The sequence below is a fragment of the Sphingomonas sp. PvP055 genome (assembly GCF_040546365.1).
In the GTDB taxonomy this organism is placed as follows: Bacteria; Pseudomonadota; Alphaproteobacteria; order Sphingomonadales; family Sphingomonadaceae; genus Sphingomonas; species Sphingomonas echinoides_A.
On the sequence record NZ_JBEPNS010000001.1, the window covers coordinates 3,589,043 to 3,607,304 of the forward strand.

Sequence of the window (18,262 nt, forward strand, 5' to 3'; positions counted from 1 at the left end):
GACGGTTTTGCTAGACTGCCCCACCCCCAACCCCTCCCCTGAAGGGGAGGGGCTTGGAGTGTCCCTTACCCCAGCTTCGATTCCACCAGCACCTTCAGGTCGACCTGGGCGCGGGCGCCGTAGTGCGAGATGATCTCCGCCGCGCAGACCGCTCCCATCTTGAGCGATGCCGCGACGTCCTTGCCCTGCGCTTGTCCGCGCAGGAAGCCCGCGGCAAACAGGTCGCCCGCGCCGGTCGTATCCACCACGCGCTCGATCGGCTCGGCGGGGACGTGGACGGTCTCGCCGCCCGTCACCGCGATCGCGCCATGTTCGCTGCGCGTGACCACCAGCATCGGCACTTCCGCCGCCGCCGCCGCGACGGCCGCGTCGAAGTCCGACGTTTCCATCAGCGCGGTGATCTCGGCTTCATTGGCGAACATGATGTCGATGAGGCCGTCCGCCATCAGCTGGCGGAAGTCGCCGCCGTGGCGCGAGATGCAGAACGTGTCGCTCAGCGTGAACGCGACCTTGCGCCCCGCCGCCCGCGCGATGTCGATCGCGGCGCGCATCGCCTGGCGCGGTTCCTCGGGATCCCACAGATAGCCCTCGAGATACAGGATCGCCGCATTGGCGATCAGCTCGCGGTCAAGCGCCGCCTCGGGGAGGAACTGCGACGCGCCGAGGAAGGTGTTCATCGTGCGCTGGCCGTCCGGCGTCACGAAGATCAGGCAGCGTGCGGTGGTCGGGTCGCCCTCGCGCGCCGCCGTCGTGAAATCGATCCCGACCGCGCGGATGTCATGCGCGAAGATGTCGCCCAGTTCGTCGTTCGCGACCTGGCCGATGAAGCCGCACTTGCCGCCCATCGCCGCGATCGCGGCCACCGTATTGGCCGCCGAGCCACCGCTCGCCTCGATCCCCGGGCCCATCTTCGCGTAGAGCGCGTCGGCTTCTTCCGGCGAGAACATCAGCTGCATCGAGCCCTTGGTCATCGCCGCCGAAGCGAGAAAGGCATCGTCGGACTGCGACAGTACGTCGACGATGGCATTGCCGATCGCGACGACATCATAGGTTGGCTCGCTCACAGGGAAATCTCCGGTTCCAATATTCAGTTGCCGCGCCGTACCGGGGGGGTGCTTGCGGCGCAACCGGAACACTGTCTCGCGTGCCCGACAGAAGAATTCCTGTCGGTAAGGAATTCGGCTACGGCACTGACATGGTGCGCGCATTCCTCCTATCGCTGGCCCAGCTCGGCGACCGCCGAATCCTGGCCGTGTTCCTCAAATCGCTCGCGGTGACGGTAGTGTTGATCGCTGCCTTCGGTGCCGCCTTATGGTATGGCGCGACGCATCTGGCGACGAGATGGGGTTGGGACGCGACATCGGGCGGGCTGCTCGGCGCCGTTGCGCTGCTTGCCGCCTTCGGAGTCAGCTGGCTGCTGTTCCGCGCGATCGCGATCGGCGTGATGGGCGTGTTCGCGGACGATGTCGTCATCGCGGTCGAGGCGCGGCATTACCCGAAGGCGCTCGCCACCGCGCAGAACCTGTCGATGGCGCGCGGGATCGGACTCGGGCTGCGCTCCGCAGCGCGCGCGATCCTGATCAACCTGGCGCTGGCGCCGGTGTATGTCGCATTGCTCGTCACTGGGGTCGGTACCTGGCTGCTGTTCTTTCTCGTCAACGGCTGGCTGCTCGGGCTCGACCTCGGGACGATGGTGGCCGCGCGGCACGTGCCGTCTGCGATGATGCGAGACTGGCGCAAGACCGGCGCGGTCGACCGGTTCGCACTGGGGGTTGCGGGGACCGCGCTGTTCATGGTTCCGTTCCTCAACCTGTTCGCCCCGATCCTGGGCGCGGCGATGGCGACACATTTGTTCCATGAAAGACGTTCGGTATGACGAAACGCGTGACGAAGCGGGGGAAACCGTGAGGAAGCTGGCGGGATCGGCCCTGCTGCTGGCGGTGCTGGGCGGGTGCGCGTCCACCGCGACGAGCATCCCTGTCGCGCGTGCGCCGATCATTCCCATTCCGACGGGTACGGGCCTCGGCCAGGTCGTCGGCGCGACCGCGGCCAACCTGACGCGGATGTTCGGCACGCCGATCGCGGACGTGCGCGAAGGCACCGCGCGCAAACTCCAGTTCAGCAACGCGACCTGCGTCCTCGACACCTATCTCTATCCCAAGGGGAAAGCGGAGCCGGTCGTGACCTATCTCGACACCCGGCAGACCGACGGATCGCCGATCGACCGCGCGAGTTGCGTGGGGGCGTTGCAGATCGGGCGCCGGAAGTAGGGGGCTTCTCGCAGGCCCCTCCCCTTCAGGAGTATCGGGTGAACAGCGCGCCGCGCTCTTGAGGTCATGCTGGCAGCATGACCGACCCGACACTGGGTTGGGTTGGGCCGCTTTAAAGCCCCTCCCCTTCAGGGGAGGGGTTGGGGGTGGGGCTGTGTCTCGCAGAGAGGTTCGTTCTGCTGGACTTCCCCACCCCAACCCCTCCCCTGAAGGGGAGGGGCTTTAGACTAGGAGAGGCGTGCCAGCGCCCATTCGGCGGCTTCCGCCACGACCGTGTCCGGATCGTCGCGCAATGCCTGTACGCGTTCGATCAACTCGGTGTCCCCGCTGTTGCCAGCGGCGATCAGGCAGTTGCGGATCATCTTGTTGCGGCCGATCCGCTTGATCGGCGAGCCGGCGAAAACCTGACGGAAGCTCGCGTCGTCCAGCGCGAGCAGATCCGCCAGCCGGGGGGCGACCATTTCCGCGCGGGGCAGAAACGCGCGGTTCGCGGCGGCACGTTCGGCAAACTTGTTCCACGGGCAGACCGACAGGCAATCGTCGCACCCGTAGATGCGGTTGCCGATGCTTTCGCGGAATTCATGCGGGATCGGGCCGGCATGCTCGATCGTCAGATACGAGATGCACCGTCGCGCATCGAGCCGGTAGGGCGCGGGGAACGCATCGGTCGGGCACGCGCGCTGGCAGGCGTCGCAGGACCCGCACCGATCGATGACATTTTGCTCTTCCCCCTCCCCCTTATCCGCCGGGGAAACCCCCTCGAACGCGCTAGCCTCGAGCGTGGTGTAGATCGCGCCCAGGAACAGCCAGGACCCGTGGTCGCGGCTGACCAGATTGGTGTGCTTCCCTTGCCATCCCAACCCCGCCGCGGCGGCGAGCGGTTTCTCCATCACCGGCGCGGTATCGACGAACACCTTGAGGTCGGTCCCCGGCACTTCGGCCACCAGCCACCGCGCGAGCGCCTTGAGCGCGCGCTTCACCACGTCGTGATAGTCGCCCCCCTGCGCATAGACTGAGATTCGCCCGATCTCGCCGTGATCCGCCAGCGCCAAAGGATCGACGGCGGGCGCATAGCTCATCCCGAGCGCGATCACGCTGCGGACTTCGGGCCACAACGCAGCAGGGCTCTCGCGCTGATGCGCGCGCTCCTCCATCCAGATCATGTCCCCGTGCATCCCGCCGCGGAGCCACGCTTGGAGGCGCGCCGCGGTTTGCGGGGCGGCATCCGCGCGCGCGACCCCACAGGCGACGAACCCCAATTCGCTCGCCTTGGCGCGGAGCCGCTGCACCAGTGTCTTGTCTTCCTGCACCCGGCCCCGCTACCACGAGCGGGGCTATCTGGGGAATTGGCGTTGCGGCAGGATCTGGCGGTCGACGCATCGGGCTTGGTCAAGCTGTTCGGCGGACGGCGCGTCGTCGACGGGGTCGATATCGCGGTGCCCAAGGGGGCGATCTACGGCGTCCTCGGGCCCAATGGTGCGGGCAAGACCACGACGCTGCGGATGCTGCTCGGGATCATCGAACCCGATTCCGGGCATCGCACCCTGCTCGGGCATGATCGCCCGCGCGAGGCGAGCGACCGCGTCGGCTATCTCCCCGAGGAACGCGGCCTGTATCCGGCGATGCGCGCGAAGGACGCGATCGCGTTCATGGGCGCGCTGCGCGGGCTCGATCTCAAGACCGGGCGCAAGCGCGCGGTAGCGTTGCTCGAAACCGCCGGGCTGGGCCACGCGATCGACACCAAGATCCGCAAGCTGTCGAAGGGCATGGCGCAACTCGTCCAGTTGCTCGGCTCGGTCGTCCACCAGCCCGACCTGCTCGTGCTCGACGAACCCTTTTCGGGGCTCGATCCGGTCAATCAGGAACGGCTCGAGGCGCTGATCCTCGCCGAACGCGACCGCGGCGCGACGATCCTGTTTTCGACCCACGTCATGGCCCATGCCGAGCGACTGTGCGACCGGCTCGCGATCATCGCGGGCGGAAAGCGCCGGTTCGAGGGCACCGTCGGCGACGCACGCGCGATGCTGCCGATGCGCGCGCTGTATACGCCGACGCGCAACGATAGCGGTCTTGCGGGGCATTTGCCCCCCGATGCAGAGCCGGTCGGCGACGGCTGGCGCTTTACCGTCCCCGACGACGGCGTAGAGCGGATCCTCTCTGCGCTGATCGCTGCGGGACATGGCATATCGGGCCTGTCGATCGAACGGCCGTCGCTCCACGACGTGTTCGTCAAGGTCGTCGGCCAGGCGGCGCTGGACGATGCCGCCGGGGAGAAGACCGCATGAGCCGGTTTCGCATTTTGCTCCGCCAGATTTGGACGATCGCGCGGCGGGACTTCGTCGCGACGGTGTTCACCCCGACCTTCCTGATCTTCCTGCTCGCGCCCGTGGTGATGGGGTCGTTCGGTGCGATCGGCGGGCTTGGCGCGAACGCCGCCTCCAAGGGGGCGGAAGCCAAGACGCGGATCATGGCGATCGTCGATCCGGCGCGCAGCGCGGACGTCGCTGCGATCGACCAGCGCCTGCGGCGGCTGTACCGCCAGTCCGAGGAAGCGCCGCCGATGCTCGAGACGGTTGCCCCCGCCGCCGACCCGGCAGCGCAGGCGCGCGCGCTGTTCGACGACACGCGCGTCGACGTGGTTGCGGTTTTGTACGGTCCACTGACCACCCCGCACCTGCTGTACACGCCGACGAGCCTGCGTTCGGCCGATTATCTCGCGCTTCTGGCGGAGGACGTGGTGCGCGCGGATCGGAGCGGGATCGCGCCGCTCAGCACCCCGACCAGGACGGTGATTCCGCGCACCGCCCCGTCCCTGCGCGGGGCGAGCGCGTCCGCGTTCTTTGCGGTGTTCGGCTTGTTTTTCCTGACCCTGCTGCTTGCGGGACAAGTGGTCAGCGGTGTTGCAGAGGAGCGCGGCAACAAGGTGATCGAGGTGCTCGCGGCGGCGGTTCCGCTCGAATCGGTGTTCTTCGGCAAGCTGCTCGGCACGTTCGGGGTCGCGGTGCTGTTCCTCCTGTTCTGGGGCACGTTGATCAGCCAGGCGAGCATGCTGATGCCGCCCAATTTCGCCGCCGGTCTGGCGGGTTTGACCCCGGCGCTGGGGTTGCCGGTCTTCACCGCGCTGTTCTTCGCCTATTTCACCATGGCGTACATGCTGCTCGGCGCGGTGTTCCTCGGGGTCGGCGCGCAGGCCGCGAGCGTGCGGGAAATCCAGCTGCTGTCGTTGCCGATCACGCTGATCCAGGTCGCGATGTTCGGGCTGGGTGCGGTTGCGGTGTCCAAGCCCGACAGCTGGCTCAGCACCTTCGCCGCGATTTTCCCGCTGAGTTCGCCTTATTACATGGCGGGGCGGGCGGCGCAGTCGGACAGTCTCGGGATCCACCTGCTCGCGTTGCTGTGGCAAGCGCTGTGGGTCGCGATTTTCATCGCGGTCGGCGTGCGCGCTTTCCGCCGGGGCGTGCTGCAATCGGGAAGCGGCACGTTCCGCTGGAAGCGCCGGCGGGCCGCGCACAACGCTGTTGACACGACTGTCAGTTAGAGGTCTGCTCGCTCCAAAATAGGAGAGAGCCATGGCCACCGCAGCGATCGAGTCGGACTCCGTCAGCCCGTTGCCCGTCGATCCGTTCGACGTCAGCCGTCCCGAACTGTACCGTGACGACGTGTGGCAAGCGCCGTTCCGCGAACTGCGCGCGACAAGTCCGGTCCACTACGTCGCGCAGTCCGACTTCGGACCCTATTGGTCGATCTCCAGCTACAAGCCGATCGTCGCGGTCGAATCGCTCCCCGATCTTTATTCGAGCCAGGCGGGCGGGATCACCATCGCCGATTTCATCGAGGATCGCGGCGATGTGAAGATGCCGATGTTCATCGCGATGGACCGGCCCAAGCACACCGGCCAGCGCCGCACCGTCGCCCCCGCGTTCACCCCGTCCGAGATGGTGCGGATGACCGACACGATCCGGGCCCGGACGGCGGAGATCCTCGATGGGCTCGACTGGAACACGCCGTTCGACTGGGTAGATCGCGTATCGGTCGAACTCACGACGCAGATGCTGGCGATCCTGTTCGATTTTCCGTGGGAGGACCGGCGCAAGCTGACCTTCTGGTCCGATTGGGCGGGCGACATCGAAATGGTCAAGACCGCCGAGCTGCGCGCGCAGCGGTTGCAGCACATGTATGATTGTGGGGGCTATTTCCAGAAGCTGTGGAACGACAAGGTCGGCAAGGAACCGACCCCCGACCTGATCTCGATGATGATCCATTCCGACGCGATGGCGGAAATGGACCAGATGGAATTCCTCGGAAACCTGATCCTGCTGATCGTCGGGGGCAACGACACGACGCGCAACACGATGAGCGCGGTCGCTTATGGGCTCGACCGGTTTCCGGACGCCCGCGCCAAGCTGGAGGCCGACCCCGGGCTGATCCACAATGCGGTGCAGGAGATCGTCCGCTGGCAGACCCCGCTCGCGCATATGCGCCGGACCGCGACGGTGGACAGCGAGCTCGAGGGGCAGCGGATCGCCGCCGGGGACAAACTGATTCTGTGGTACATTTCCGCCAACCGCGACGAGAGCGTGTTCGAGGATGCCGACAGCATCCTGGTCGATCGCCCCAATGCGCGGCGGCACCTTGCGTTCGGACACGGCATCCACCGCTGCGTCGGCGCGCGGCTGGCGGAATTGCAAGTGTCTGTCCTGCTGGAAGAAATGGCCAAGCGGCGAATGCGCGTCAACGTGGTCGGCGCGCCCGAGCGGGTGGCGGCGTGCTTCGTCCATGGGTATCGCAAGCTGCCGGTGGAAATCAGCCGCTATTGAGCCGCGGTCGGGTGCGTCCGCTTGGCGAAGCCCTGCGTACCTCCCACATGGGGGTGCGTACCCCTTGCCTGTTTAGGACCATTCGATGCACGATCGCCGCCATTTCCTGACGCTTGCTGGTTCAGGCGTCGCCGCTTTCGCGCTGTTCGGATGCAAAGGCGCCACCGCTGGACCGCCCGAGACGTTCGAGGTCACGCTGAGCGATGCCGCGTGGAAGAAGAAGCTGTCGCCCGCCGCCTACCGCGTGCTGCGGCAAGAAGGCACCGAGACCCCGTACACTAGCCCGCTCAACGGGGAGCATCGCGCGGGGATCTTCGCGTGCGGCGGCTGCGCCCTGCCGGCTTTCTCGTCCAATGACCAAGTTCGAGAGCGGGACCGGCTGGCCGAGCTTCTGGGCGCCCTTGCCCAATGCGGTGCGCAACCGGGTCGACGGGTCGCTCGGGATGGAGCGCACCGAAGTCCACTGCCGCCGTTGCGGCGGGCATCTCGGACATGTGTTCGATGACGGCCCCAAGCCCACCGGCAAGCGCTATTGCATGAATGGCGTCGCGATGACCTTCACGCCCGGCAAGGCGTAACGCCGCCGGGGCCGCCCGCGGCCGCGGCATCGCGCGCTTCGCGGTATCCGGGGCAGCCGCACTCTATTCGGTTAACGTAGCCATAACGCCGCCCCTGATCGACGTTGAGCCGAGGCTGTAGCGCACCGCCCGCGTACGGTCCTTGTCATGAATGTTCGCCAGGCGATCTCGACAACGGTGGTTTCAAACGCACGCGATGTTTCGCGGGCGCCGAAGTCGATGCGCTCGAACACCGCCCGGCACAGGCTATCGCGATGCGATACCGCGCGAGTTTCCTGCAAGCGGTCTACCTCAAGACGCATCCGTACCGTCTCCGGCGTCTTCGGCGTGGCATTGCTCGGGATGCCGTCGACGTGTTAACGTTATCATGCGGCGGCGTTTGCAGCGCTGCCGACGGCGGCGCGCTAGACCAATGACCGGATCAATCCGGCCCCGCGTGATGGAGAGTAAGGATCGGCATGTCGAATACTTTGAAACGAGGCCTTTTTGCTTGCCTCCTGGCAAGTGTCGCCACACCGGCACTGGCCGAGGATGGATATGATCTGTGGCTCCGCTATCATCCCCTCGCGACGTCTGGCGTCATCGACGCCGCGACCGTCGCGGTGCTGGGCGACACGCCGACGCTGAAAGTCGCTGGACAGGAAGTGCAGCGGGGCTTGGCGGGGCTCTCGGCGCATCATGTACAGTTCGGCACTGCGATCCGTTCGGGCGGGGTCGTCCTCGCCTTGGCGACGGAACCACGGTTGCAGGCGCTCGGGCTCAAGACCGACGCGCTGGGCAGTGAAGGCTATCTCGTCCGGTCGGTCGATCTCGACGGACGTCGCGTCACGCTCGTTACCGCGAATAGCGATCACGGCGTGCTGTACGGCGCGTTCGCGCTGTTGCGCTGGGTCCAGACCGGGCATCCGGTGTCCGCCGCGAACCTCACCTCGACGCCGCACATAGCGCTGCGCGTGCTCGACCATTGGGACAATCTCGATGGGACGGTCGAGCGCGGCTACTCCGGACAGTCGCTGTGGGACTGGTGGACGCTCCCCGACTATCGCGATCCGCGCTACACCGATTATGCACGCGCCAACGCTTCGATCGGCATCAACGGCAGCGTCCTCAACAACGTCAACGCCAAGGCTGACAGCCTTACGCCATTCTACATCGCCAAGGCGGCGGCACTCGCCGATATCTTCCGGCCCTATGGCATCAAGGTCTATCTCTCGGCGCGCTTCTCCGCGCCGATCGAACTTGGCGGACTCAAGACCGCCGACCCGCTCGACCCCGCGGGGTTGCGGCATGGTGGCGCGCCAAGGCGGACGAAATCTACCGCGCGATCCCCGATTTTGGCGGCTTCCTCGTGAAGGCCAATTCGGAAGGCCAACCCGGCCCGCAGGACTACCACCGCACGCATGCCGACGGCGCGAACATGCTCGCCGCCGCGGTCGCGCCGCACAAGGGAATCGTGATGTGGCGCGCGTTCGTCTACGCGCAGGAAAACGCCGAGGACCGCGCCAAGCAGGCGTATGACGACTTCCATCCGCTCGACGGCAAGTTCGCGTCCAACGTCATCGTCCAAGTCAAGAACGGCGCGATCGATTTCCAGCCGCGCGAGCCGTTCCATCCGCTGTTCGGGGGCATGCCCAAGACACCGCTGATGATGGAATTTCAGATCACCAAGGAATATCTCGGGCAGGCGACGCACCTCGCCTATCTCGGCCCGTTGTTCGAGGAGACGCTGCGCGCGGATACGCTCGCGCAGGGGACGGGGTCGACCGTCGCGCGCGTCGTCGACGGCACGCTCGATCATCACGCGCTGACCGGCATGGCGGGCGTCGCCAACATCGGGCGCGATCGCGACTGGTCGGGGTCGACCTTCAACCAGGCCAATTGGTACGCGTTCGGGCGGTTCGCGTGGAACCCCGACGACACGTCCGACGCGATCGCGCGCGATTGGGCGGCGATGACGTTTGACCCTGCCCCCGCGACCGTCACGCCGGTCGTGCGGATGATGGCCGGATCGCGCGAGGCGGTGGTCGATTACATGACCCCGCTCGGCCTCGCGCACGTCATGGCGACCGGGCATCATTATGGGCCGGGGCCGTGGATTTCGGATCTCAAGCGACCCGAATGGAACCCCTATTACTATCACCGCGCGACCCGGGATGCGATCGGCGTCGAACGCGGCCCCGCAGGCAACGCCGCCACCGCGCAATATGCGCCCGCGCTCGCACGGCAACTGGCGGACCCGAAGACCACCCCCGAACGCGACCTGTTGTGGTTCCACCGTGTGCCGTGGACCTACCGGCTGCGGTCCGGCGAAACGCTGTGGCAGGGAATGGTCGGTCGATATGATCGCGGTGTCGCGGCTGTCGCCGACATGCGCGCGGACTGGGCCGCGCTGCGCCCTAAAGTCGATCCTGCCCGCTTCGCCAAGACCGATAGCTTCCTCGGGATCCAGCAGCGCGAGGCGATGTGGTGGCGCGATGCGAGCCTGGCCTATTGGATGTCGGTCAACGGTCTGCCGCTCCCGGCCGGCGTCAGGCCGCCCGCGCATGATCTTGACTGGTACAAGGCGCAGAAATTCCCCTATGCACCCGGTAACCCCTGACTTGCCGACCGCGTGACGTTGGCGTCATAGTCCCCGCAACGAAAGGACCCGAATGACGGACACCCGACCCTCGCGGCGCCAGCACAACGTTCCGACGATAACCGATGTCGCGCGCAAGGCCGGAGTATCCCCGATGACCGTGTCGCGGGTCATCAACGCCAAGCATACCGTGCGCGAACAGACCCGCATCAGGGTCGAGGCGGCGATCGCCGAACTCAACTACGCCCCCAATGCCGCCGCGCGGACGCTGGCCGGGGGTGAGGAAATGCGGATCGGCCTGCTGCATTCCAACCCGAGCTTCGCCTACCTCAGTGCCTTCCTGGTCGGCAGTCTCGATCAGGCGAGCCGCAGCAACGTCCAGCTCGTGGTCGAAAAGTGCGATGAACCGGGACAGGAAGCGGCTGCGGTCGCGCATCTGCTCAACGGTCGGATCGACGGGATCGTCCTGCCGCCACCGCTGAGCGATTCCCCCGAGGTTCTTGCCGCGCTCAAGGCCGCCGGTGTGCCGATCGTCGCGGTCGCCACCGGCCGTGCGCCCGAATGGGCGCTGTCGGTCAGCATCGACGATCGTCGGGCGGCGTATGACATGACGCGGCATCTCGCCGCGCTCGGCCATGTGCGGATCGGCTTCATCACCGGCAACCCCAACCAGACCGCCAGCGCGGAACGACTCGACGGGTACCGTGCGGCGCTGGCCGACATGCACCTTCCCGATGATCCGGCGCTGGTGACCGAGGGTTTGTTTACCTATCGCTCGGGGCTGGACGCGGCGGACCGCTTGCTCGACCTTCCCGACGCGCCGTCGGCGATCTTCGCATCGAACGACGACATGGCCGCCGCGACGGTCGCGATCGCGCATCGGCGCGGACTCGACGTCCCCAGCGATCTGACCGTCTGCGGGTTCGACGACACCGCCCTCGCCACGACGATCTGGCCCGAACTGACCACGATCCGGCAGCCCGTCGTCGAAATGTCGCGGATGGCGGTCGAGCTGCTCGTCCATGCGATCCGGCTGAGCAAGGCCGGGCGTCTCGAAGACATTTCCGAACCGCACATCCTGGCGGACTATACGCTGATCCGGCGCCAGTCGGACGCCGCGCCACGGCGACGGCCTGCCGCGCGGCCGGTCGCCCGCTAAAGACCTGCCGCGGACATCGTACGATCCGTACCGCATTCGGCTAGTATCGGAGAATGGCCCGGCTATTTAAGCTCGTGCTCCGAGGACGCCTGACGGAAGGGGGAAGCATCCATGCGGCTCGCACTGGCGATGCTGACGGATCAGCACGGCTACCCCCTTGCCCGCTACGCGATGGCCTCGGCGCTGTTAACGCAGACCGAGGCCTTTTACCCGCATTTGTTCGTGAACGGCTGGGACGGGCCCGGGCCGGACGATACCGTCCTCGCGCTGGCGCGCCGGTTGGGCAAACCGATCGAGGTGACGCGCCTGCGCGACGATCCGCTTGCTGCCATGACGCTCAAGACGGCAGCCCACATCACGCCGACCGCTTACGGCAAGTTCGCCGCGCTGGAGACGCTGGCCGACCGCTATGACATCGCGGTCTATGCGGATACCGACATCCTGTTCTTCGATCCCATATCGGTAAGCACGATCGATTTCCGGGGAAACGCAATCGCCGCGGTGAACGATCTCGCGGACTGCAATGCGGGCGCATTCTACCAGTTGCAGGTCCATCACCCCGACCGGACTCACCGGCATTATTTCAACTCCGGGCTCATCGCGTTCGATTTCCGGAACTTCGACATGCACGCGATGCGCGAAACCTATCTGGCGAATTGCGTGCGGCATCAATCGGGGTGCCCGATCTATGTGCGGTGCACGACCGCGGATCAGTGTCCCTTCAACCTCACCTTTGCCGGGAACTGGGTTGCGCTGCCGCTGGCGTGGAACATGCAGACCTTTGCGCTGCATACGTCGGCCTGGGCGACGGCGTCGGTCCGCCATTATACCGGCGCGCGCAAATTCCTGCCGGTGCAGGCGAGGCGGGCGGATCGCCGCGAGCGGGACTTTCTTGCGCGCATCGCGGCTGCGCTGGGCGAGGCCCCGCCACGGTCCTGGCCGGGGATGGGGCTGGTCTATTGGGCCAACAGCGTACGGCGGTCGCACGCTCGGGGCCTTGCGGAAGCCGCGGTCGCGCGGATCGAAACCGAAATGTCGAACCGCAGCGCCGAGCCTGCCATACCGGCGTGACCGGGAGTCCCCGGACCAAGGACCCTGCCGTGTCGGCAGGCCCCTTGGTCCAAGGGCAGTCCCTAGCCTTCCATGTCTTCCAACTCGCGACCACGGGTTTCGTTGATCATCGCCTTGACGAAGAAGAACGACAGCGCCGCGAAGATCGCATAGCCGGTGTAGGTGACCGCCAACCCGGGCGACACCGCGAGCGTGGGAAAGCTGACCGAGATCGCCGCATTCGCGATCCACTGCGCGAAGCCTGCGACCGCAAGCCCCGATCCGCGGATCTGGTTAGGGAACATCTCGCCGAGCATGACCCACATGATCGGGCCCCAGCTGAAGTTGAAGAACACGACGTACAGGTTCGCCGCAACCAGCGCGATCACGCCGTTGTTGCCCGGCAGTGATACGCCGCCGTCCGCCGCGGTTACCGCGGTCGAGAAGGCGTAGGCGACCGTTGCCAGCGTCACCGCCATGCCCGCCGAACCGACGAGCAGCAGCGGCTTGCGACCGATACGGTCGACGAAAGCGATCGTGAAGATGCACGCACCAATCGACAGCGCGCCGGACAGGATGTTGATCTGCAAAGCGTAATTCTCGGAGAAGCCGACGGCCTCCCACAACGTCGCGCCGTAATAGAACACGACGTTGATGCCGACGAGCTGCTGGAAGATGGCAAGACCGATACCCGCCCACAGGATCGGACGGATCTTGCCGGTGCGCTTGTCGAGCAAGTCGGACAGCCGCGGCTTGTGATGATCGGCGGCGAAGCTGGCACGGATTTCGGTGACCTTGCGATCCGCCTCTTCCTGGCCGAACAAACGCGCGAGAACGGTGCGCGCGCGCTCGTCATGCCCCTTGGCCATCAGGTAGCGCGGGCTCTCCGGAATGATCAGCAGCGCGAAGAAATAGATCGCGGCGGGGATCGCCTGGAGCCAGAACATCCAGCGCCATGCCGGCTCGCCCAACCACAGGATCGCGGTCGATCCGCCGGCATAATTGGCGAGGACGTAATTGGCGACGAACGCGCCGGTCAGGCCGGTGATGATCATCACCTGCTGGACGCTCGACAACCGGCCGCGGATCGACGCGGGGGTCACCTCGGAAATATAGACCGGCGAGATCACGCTCGCCGCGCCGACGCCAAGGCCACCGATGATACGGGCAATGATGAAGACGATCGACGATCCGGCCGCACCCGCGGCGATCGCGCTGACAAGGAACAGCACCGCGGCGAGCATCATCACGCTGCGACGACCGATCCGGTCGGCCAGCCGCCCGGCGGTGAACGCGCCGATCGACGACCCGACGAGGATCGCGCCGACGTTGATCCCGATCCCGAGCTTGCCGAGATCGAACGCGGCCTCCAGCCCCTTCTGCGTGCCGTTGATTACGCCCGAATCATAGCCGAACATGAATCCGCCAATCGTCGCCACCGCGACGATGGCGGCAATAAAGCCGAAATTGACCTTGCTCATATCCGGGCCAAGCCCGGGCAACGATGCCGTCGCCATCAGTGTTTCCTCTTTTCCCGATTTTATAGTTTTGCCGGCGTCACGGGCAGGCCCGCCACGCCGGGGTCGAACGCGAACACATTCCCCGCCTCGGGTTGGTCCGCCAGCGCCGCCGGGTCGATCCCCTTGCGCGCGGTGGTGGCATAAGCGGTGCGCAGGTCGGCACCGCCAAAGGCGATCTTGGTGATATTGGAGACGGGGAAGCGCACCTCGCTGATCGCGGCGCCCGCCGGATCGTACCGCCGCACCCGCCAGCCGCCCCACAGCCCGGTCCACAGGCAGTTCTCGGAATCGATCACGCACCCGTCCGGATGCCCCGCGCCGTCCTCGATCTCGACGTGCACAGCGGGCGTGCCGAGCGTGCCGTCATCGTTAATCGGCACGCGCCAGATGCGCTTGCCGAGCGTATCGGTGTGGTAGAGCGTCGTCGCATCCGCGCTGACCGCGGGACCGTTGGTGATCGCGACGGGCGGGAGGCCGCTGTCCTGCGTCGTTCCGTCCGCAAGGCGGTGGAGCCGCCCGGTCTCGCCCGCTTCATTGTCGTCCATCGTGCCGAACCAGACGCGCCCGCGCGAATCCGTCGTCGCGTCGTTGAGACGATTGTCGGGGTGATGCGGTTCAGGATCGTGGAACAGAGTGAATGCGCCAGTCGCGGGATCGAAGCGGTGCAGTCCGGTCTTTACCCCGGCGAGCAGATCGCCGCTTTCGGTCGGGAGTACCCAGCCGATCTGGTCGGGCGCGGTCCAGTGCTGTGCCGTTCCGGTCGCCGGATCGAAACGGTACAGCCGGTGCGCCTTGATGTCGACAAACCACAGCGCATCGCCGATCCAGACGGGGCCCTCGCCCAGCGTTGCCCCGACTGCGAAAACCGACTGAACCATCGTCACCCTCTCCTCAGCGCCAGCCGGCATCGACGAAATAGTCGTGCCCCGTGCACATGCGGGCATCGTCCGACGCGAGGAACAAGGCAAGCGCTGCGACGTCCGCAGGCTGAATCCGGCCGTCAAGGCATTGCGCCGACACGATTTCGGCTTCGCCTTCAGGCGTGTACCATCGCTCCTGCCGCGGCGTCTGGACGTTGCCCGGGACGATTGTCGTGACGCGGATGTTGTCGCGACCGAGATCGCGGGCGAGGCTGCGTGTCATGCCTTCGATCGCGGCCTTGGCGGTCTGGTAGAGCACCAGATCCGGCAGGCCCAGATGCCAGCTGATCGACCCAAAATTGACGATTGCGCCGCCGCCGGCCTGCCGCATGTGCGGAACGACCGCCTGTGCAGCGAAGAACAGGTGGCGCAGGTTGGTCGCCATCCGGTCGTCCCAATAGTCGGGCGTGACCTCGGCGATGCTGTGCCGGTCGTCGTTCGCGGCGTTGTTGATCAGGATGTCGATCCCGCCGAGCTGGTCCGCGACCGTGGCGATCGTCGCCTGCAGCGCGGTGATGTCGCGAAGATCGCAACGGTGGAACCCGCCCGGCGCGAACCGTTCGGCCACGGCCGCCCCTGCGGTGGCGTCGATATCGACGAACGCGATCTTGGCCTTTTGCGCGGCAAAGGCCTCGACCAGCCCTGCGCCGATCCCGGTGGCACCCCCGGTGATCAGGATGCGCTTGCCCGTAAGGCTCGGATATTGCGCGCGAATTGACATCGCGTCGGTGGTCGGCATCGCCGTCACTGCGTCTTCTCCAGCAGGCCGCGTTGGGCCAGATTCGTCATCAGGGCACCGATCCCGGTCTGCCACGGCGCGGCATCGCGCGAGGTGACGACGCGGTTGACCAGTCGCCCGAGCTTGGCGCTCTCGATCGAGACGATGTCGTTGATCTTGTGGGTGAAACCACGGCCAGGATCGTCGCGATCCTGGACCGGGGCGAACAACGTGCCGAGGAACAGCGCGAAACCGTCGGGATATTGATGCTCGCTCAAGGTTTGCCGCACCAGATCGAGCGGATCGCGGCTGATCTCCGCCATGTTGCTTGCGCCTTCAAGGACATAGCCGTCCTCACCGACGATGCGCAGCGCGACTTGCGCGGTGCGGACATCGTCGATCGTGAAGCTGTCGTCGAACAGCCGGACCAGCGGCCCGAGCGAACAGGATGCGTTGTTATCCTTCGCTTTGCCGAGCAAAAGCGCCGATCTGCCTTCGAAATCGCGCAGATTGACGTCGTTTCCGAGCATCGCACCGACGGTTTTGCCGCTATTATCGACCAGAAGCGCGATTTCGGGCTCAGGATTGTTCCAGGTCGAATCCGAACGGATCCCGATATCGGCATCCGGCCCCACCGTTGCAAGCACGGGGGCCTTGGTGAACACTTCCGCATCCGGGCCGATCGCGACTTCGAGATATTGCGACCACAGGCCATCGTCGATCAGCGCCTGCTTGAGCGCGGCCGCCTCAGGCGTCCCCGGCACGACACCGCGGATCGACCCGCCGACGCGGGCTTCGAGCCGCTCGCGGATCGCGCTTGCGGCGCCGGGGTCCCCGCGCCCGCGTTCCTCGATCACGCGCTCGAGTGCGGACACCGCGAAGGTCACGCCGCAGGCCTTGACGCATTGCAGGTCGACCGGGCTGATCAGGTCGACCGAGTCGAGCGAGAAATCGGCGATCGGCGCGCCGCCGGTGCCGCTGAAATCACCGCGCTCGATCACCGCCGCGACCGTCGGTGCGACGCTGGACATATCGAACGCTGCGCCGCGAACGACGAGCACTGGCGATGGTCCGGCCTCGGTCAGCATCCGCCCGACGAACGTGCCCGACCTCCAGTCCGCCGGAAGTGCCGACGTCATCTCGCCTTGTTCGCCCCTCATACCCACTCCACTCGACATATTATTTTGATAGCGTTACCAACACTAGCGTCGACGCGCTGTCAAGGGCGCCAAAGCCACATGATAGTGGCGTAGAGAGGGAAAACCGATATGAAAACGATCCGTCTGATCGGTCTGGCGTTTATCGCGTGCCTTACGCTCGCCGCGCGCCCGCCGGAGCACGACCGATGGGTCGGAAGTTGGGCGACCTCGCAGCAAATTCCCGAACCCCGCAATGCGCTTCCCGAGGCCGCGCTGACCGATGCGACGCTGCGCCAGACGGTGCGGCTGTCGCTTGGCGGGGCACGCGTGCGGATCCTGCTCAGCAACGCGTTCGGCACCGAGCCGCTGCGGATCGACACCGCGCACGTCGCGCGCGCCGCAGGTGGCGCGGCGGTGACGCCCGGGACCGACCATGCGCTGACCTTCGACGGTGCGCCGGACGTGCTCATCCCGGCCGGCGCAAGCTATTGGTCGGACCCGGTCGCGATCCAGGTTCCCGCCTTGTCCTCGGTCACGATCTCGCTGCACCTGCCGGCTGCCCCCACGGGCCAGACCAGCCATCCCGGATCGCGGGCGACCAGCTATCTGGTCCCGGGAAACCACGTCGCCGATCCGACCTTGCCGGGCGCACAGGCGGTGGAACACTGGTTCCAGATCGCCGGGGTCGCGGTAGCCGCGCCCTCTCCCGCTGCGCGATCGATCGTCACGCTCGGCGATTCGATCACCGACGGACATGGCGCGACCACCGACGGCAACGACCGCTGGCCCGACCTGCTCGCGAACCGGCTCCACGCGAACCCGGCGACCGCGACGGTCGGCGTGCTCAACCACGGGATCGGCGGCAACCGCGTGCTGTCGGACGGGCTCGGCCCCAACATGCTCGCGCGGTTCGACCGCGACGTGCTCGCGCAGCCGGGGGTGCGCTATCTGATCGTGCTCGAGGGGATCAACGATCTCGGCACGTTGACCCGCGAAGCGCCGGTGTCGGCGGCGGCGCATGCGGCACTGGTCGCGCGGATGATCGGCGCGTATCGCCAGGTCATCGCGCGCGCGCATGCCGCGGGGATCAAGGTGTATGGCGCGACGATCCTGCCGGATGGGGGATCGGGCTATTATCACCCCGACGCGCAGAACGAGGCCGACCGCGCGGCGGTCAATGCGTGGATCCGGGCGCCGGGGCATTTCGACGCGGTGATCGATTTCGACGCTTTGATGCGCGATCCTGGTGCGCCGACGCGGTTGCGGAAGGCGTATGATTCTGGGGACGGGCTGCATCCTTCGCCGGTGGGGTATCGGGCGATGGCTGGGGCGATTCCGTTGGGGTTGTTTCGGTAGGGGTGGGGTCGGCCGAAGGGTCGAGGATGTTCGTTTCTAGCCGATCCAGTTTTCGTAACGCATTTCGCTGAAGCTGCCGACCCGCTCCAGATTGCGGTTCGACAGCACACGACCAACGCAAGTCAATCCGCGGTCGGCGCATGAATATCCGCTCAAG

The 18,262-nt window shown here is 66.3% G+C and carries 14 protein-coding genes and 2 pseudogenes; 10 read left to right on the plus strand and 6 right to left on the minus strand.

Features of this window, described 5'->3' with window-relative positions; genetic code table 11:
- Positions 1-65: 65 nt before the first annotated feature.
- Positions 66-1,064: an adenosine kinase gene (locus ABIC16_RS16885; RefSeq protein ID WP_354291949.1), complete on the minus strand. Its 999-nt coding sequence runs from the start codon at positions 1,062-1,064 to the stop codon at positions 66-68.
- A gap of 131 nt (positions 1,065-1,195) precedes the next feature.
- Here ABIC16_RS16885 and ABIC16_RS16890 point away from each other — a divergent pair, with 131 nt between their 5' ends.
- Positions 1,196-1,876 (plus strand): EI24 domain-containing protein, encoded by a 681-nt coding sequence (locus tag ABIC16_RS16890; RefSeq protein WP_354291950.1) that lies wholly within the window; start codon positions 1,196-1,198, stop codon positions 1,874-1,876.
- Entirely contained in the window at positions 1,857-2,270 is a 414-nt protein-coding gene (locus ABIC16_RS16895; protein ID WP_354291951.1) for a hypothetical protein, read from the plus strand. The genes ABIC16_RS16890 and ABIC16_RS16895 overlap by 20 nt, the downstream gene beginning before the upstream one ends.
- Positions 2,271-2,497: 227 nt before the next feature.
- Here ABIC16_RS16895 and queG read toward each other — a convergent pair whose 3' ends face one another.
- Positions 2,498-3,580, minus strand: a complete 1,083-nt coding sequence (queG, locus tag ABIC16_RS16900; protein WP_354291952.1) for a tRNA epoxyqueuosine(34) reductase QueG — start codon at positions 3,578-3,580, stop codon at positions 2,498-2,500.
- A gap of 36 nt (positions 3,581-3,616) precedes the next feature.
- Here queG and ABIC16_RS16905 point away from each other — a divergent pair, with 36 nt between their 5' ends.
- The 7 genes and pseudogenes from ABIC16_RS16905 (at position 3,617) to ABIC16_RS16935 (ending at position 12,473) form a co-directional block, all read left to right on the plus strand.
- Entirely contained in the window at positions 3,617-4,555 is a 939-nt protein-coding gene (locus tag ABIC16_RS16905; protein ID WP_354291953.1) for an ABC transporter ATP-binding protein, read from the plus strand.
- Positions 4,552-5,808, plus strand: coding sequence for an ABC transporter permease (locus ABIC16_RS16910; RefSeq protein ID WP_354291954.1), 1,257 nt, complete (start codon positions 4,552-4,554; stop codon positions 5,806-5,808). Before ABIC16_RS16905 ends, ABIC16_RS16910 begins: the two co-directional genes overlap by 4 nt.
- A gap of 31 nt (positions 5,809-5,839) precedes the next feature.
- Positions 5,840-7,087, plus strand: a complete 1,248-nt coding sequence (locus tag ABIC16_RS16915; RefSeq protein WP_354291955.1) for a cytochrome P450 — start codon at positions 5,840-5,842, stop codon at positions 7,085-7,087.
- Positions 7,088-7,172: 85 nt separating this feature from the next.
- Positions 7,173-7,665 (plus strand): annotated as a pseudogene (gene msrB / locus ABIC16_RS16920) (peptide-methionine (R)-S-oxide reductase MsrB).
- Between the two features lie 458 nt (positions 7,666-8,123).
- Positions 8,124-10,264 (plus strand): annotated as a pseudogene (locus ABIC16_RS16925) (alpha-glucuronidase family glycosyl hydrolase).
- 52 nt (positions 10,265-10,316) lie between these two features.
- Positions 10,317-11,402, plus strand: coding sequence for a LacI family DNA-binding transcriptional regulator (locus ABIC16_RS16930; RefSeq protein WP_277967832.1), 1,086 nt, complete (start codon positions 10,317-10,319; stop codon positions 11,400-11,402).
- 111 nt (positions 11,403-11,513) lie between these two features.
- Positions 11,514-12,473, plus strand: a complete 960-nt coding sequence (locus ABIC16_RS16935; protein ID WP_354291956.1) for a glycosyltransferase family 8 protein — start codon at positions 11,514-11,516, stop codon at positions 12,471-12,473.
- A 62-nt stretch (positions 12,474-12,535) separates the two neighbouring features.
- Here ABIC16_RS16935 and ABIC16_RS16940 read toward each other — a convergent pair whose 3' ends face one another.
- The 4 genes from ABIC16_RS16940 to ABIC16_RS16955 are packed head-to-tail and all read right to left on the minus strand — an operon-like array spanning position 12,536 to position 16,770.
- Positions 12,536-13,969: a sugar porter family MFS transporter gene (locus ABIC16_RS16940; protein WP_277967834.1), complete on the minus strand. Its 1,434-nt coding sequence runs from the start codon at positions 13,967-13,969 to the stop codon at positions 12,536-12,538.
- A 23-nt stretch (positions 13,970-13,992) separates the two neighbouring features.
- Positions 13,993-14,850 carry an SMP-30/gluconolactonase/LRE family protein gene (locus tag ABIC16_RS16945; protein ID WP_354291957.1) on the minus strand — a complete coding sequence of 286 codons (858 nt, stop codon included), beginning with the start codon at positions 14,848-14,850 and terminating at the stop codon, positions 13,993-13,995.
- Positions 14,851-14,863: 13 nt separating this feature from the next.
- Positions 14,864-15,631 carry a D-xylose 1-dehydrogenase gene (gene xylB / locus ABIC16_RS16950; protein ID WP_502958358.1) on the minus strand — a complete coding sequence of 256 codons (768 nt, stop codon included), beginning with the start codon at positions 15,629-15,631 and terminating at the stop codon, positions 14,864-14,866.
- A 5-nt stretch (positions 15,632-15,636) separates the two neighbouring features.
- Entirely contained in the window at positions 15,637-16,770 is a 1,134-nt protein-coding gene (locus ABIC16_RS16955) for a fumarylacetoacetate hydrolase family protein (protein ID WP_354291958.1), read from the minus strand.
- A 108-nt stretch (positions 16,771-16,878) separates the two neighbouring features.
- On the opposite strand from ABIC16_RS16955, the gene ABIC16_RS16960 reads away from it, so the two are divergent.
- A complete protein-coding gene (locus ABIC16_RS16960; protein WP_354291959.1) occupies positions 16,879-18,105 on the plus strand; it encodes an SGNH/GDSL hydrolase family protein in 1,227 nt (408 codons plus the stop codon).
- Positions 18,106-18,262 lie beyond the last annotated feature (157 nt).

Bases quoted from the DNA above. Each gene is read 5' to 3' on its own strand.
- ABIC16_RS16955 (WP_354291958.1), bottom strand. From the start codon at position 16,770: ATGAGGGGCGAACAAGGCGAGATGACGTCGGCACTTCCGGCGGACTGG.
- ABIC16_RS16960 (WP_354291959.1), top strand. From the start codon at position 16,879: ATGAAAACGATCCGTCTGATCGGTCTGGCGTTTATCGCGTGCCTTACG.
- ABIC16_RS16915 (WP_354291955.1), top strand. From the start codon at position 5,840: ATGGCCACCGCAGCGATCGAGTCGGACTCCGTCAGCCCGTTGCCCGTC.
- xylB (WP_502958358.1), bottom strand. From the start codon at position 15,631: ATGCCGACCACCGACGCGATGTCAATTCGCGCGCAATATCCGAGCCTT.
- ABIC16_RS16895 (WP_354291951.1), top strand. From the start codon at position 1,857: ATGAAAGACGTTCGGTATGACGAAACGCGTGACGAAGCGGGGGAAACC.
- ABIC16_RS16935 (WP_354291956.1), top strand. From the start codon at position 11,514: ATGCGGCTCGCACTGGCGATGCTGACGGATCAGCACGGCTACCCCCTT.
- ABIC16_RS16930 (WP_277967832.1), top strand. From the start codon at position 10,317: ATGACGGACACCCGACCCTCGCGGCGCCAGCACAACGTTCCGACGATA.
- ABIC16_RS16945 (WP_354291957.1), bottom strand. From the start codon at position 14,850: ATGGTTCAGTCGGTTTTCGCAGTCGGGGCAACGCTGGGCGAGGGCCCC.
- ABIC16_RS16910 (WP_354291954.1), top strand. From the start codon at position 4,552: ATGAGCCGGTTTCGCATTTTGCTCCGCCAGATTTGGACGATCGCGCGG.
- ABIC16_RS16940 (WP_277967834.1), bottom strand. From the start codon at position 13,969: ATGGCGACGGCATCGTTGCCCGGGCTTGGCCCGGATATGAGCAAGGTC.
- ABIC16_RS16890 (WP_354291950.1), top strand. From the start codon at position 1,196: ATGGTGCGCGCATTCCTCCTATCGCTGGCCCAGCTCGGCGACCGCCGA.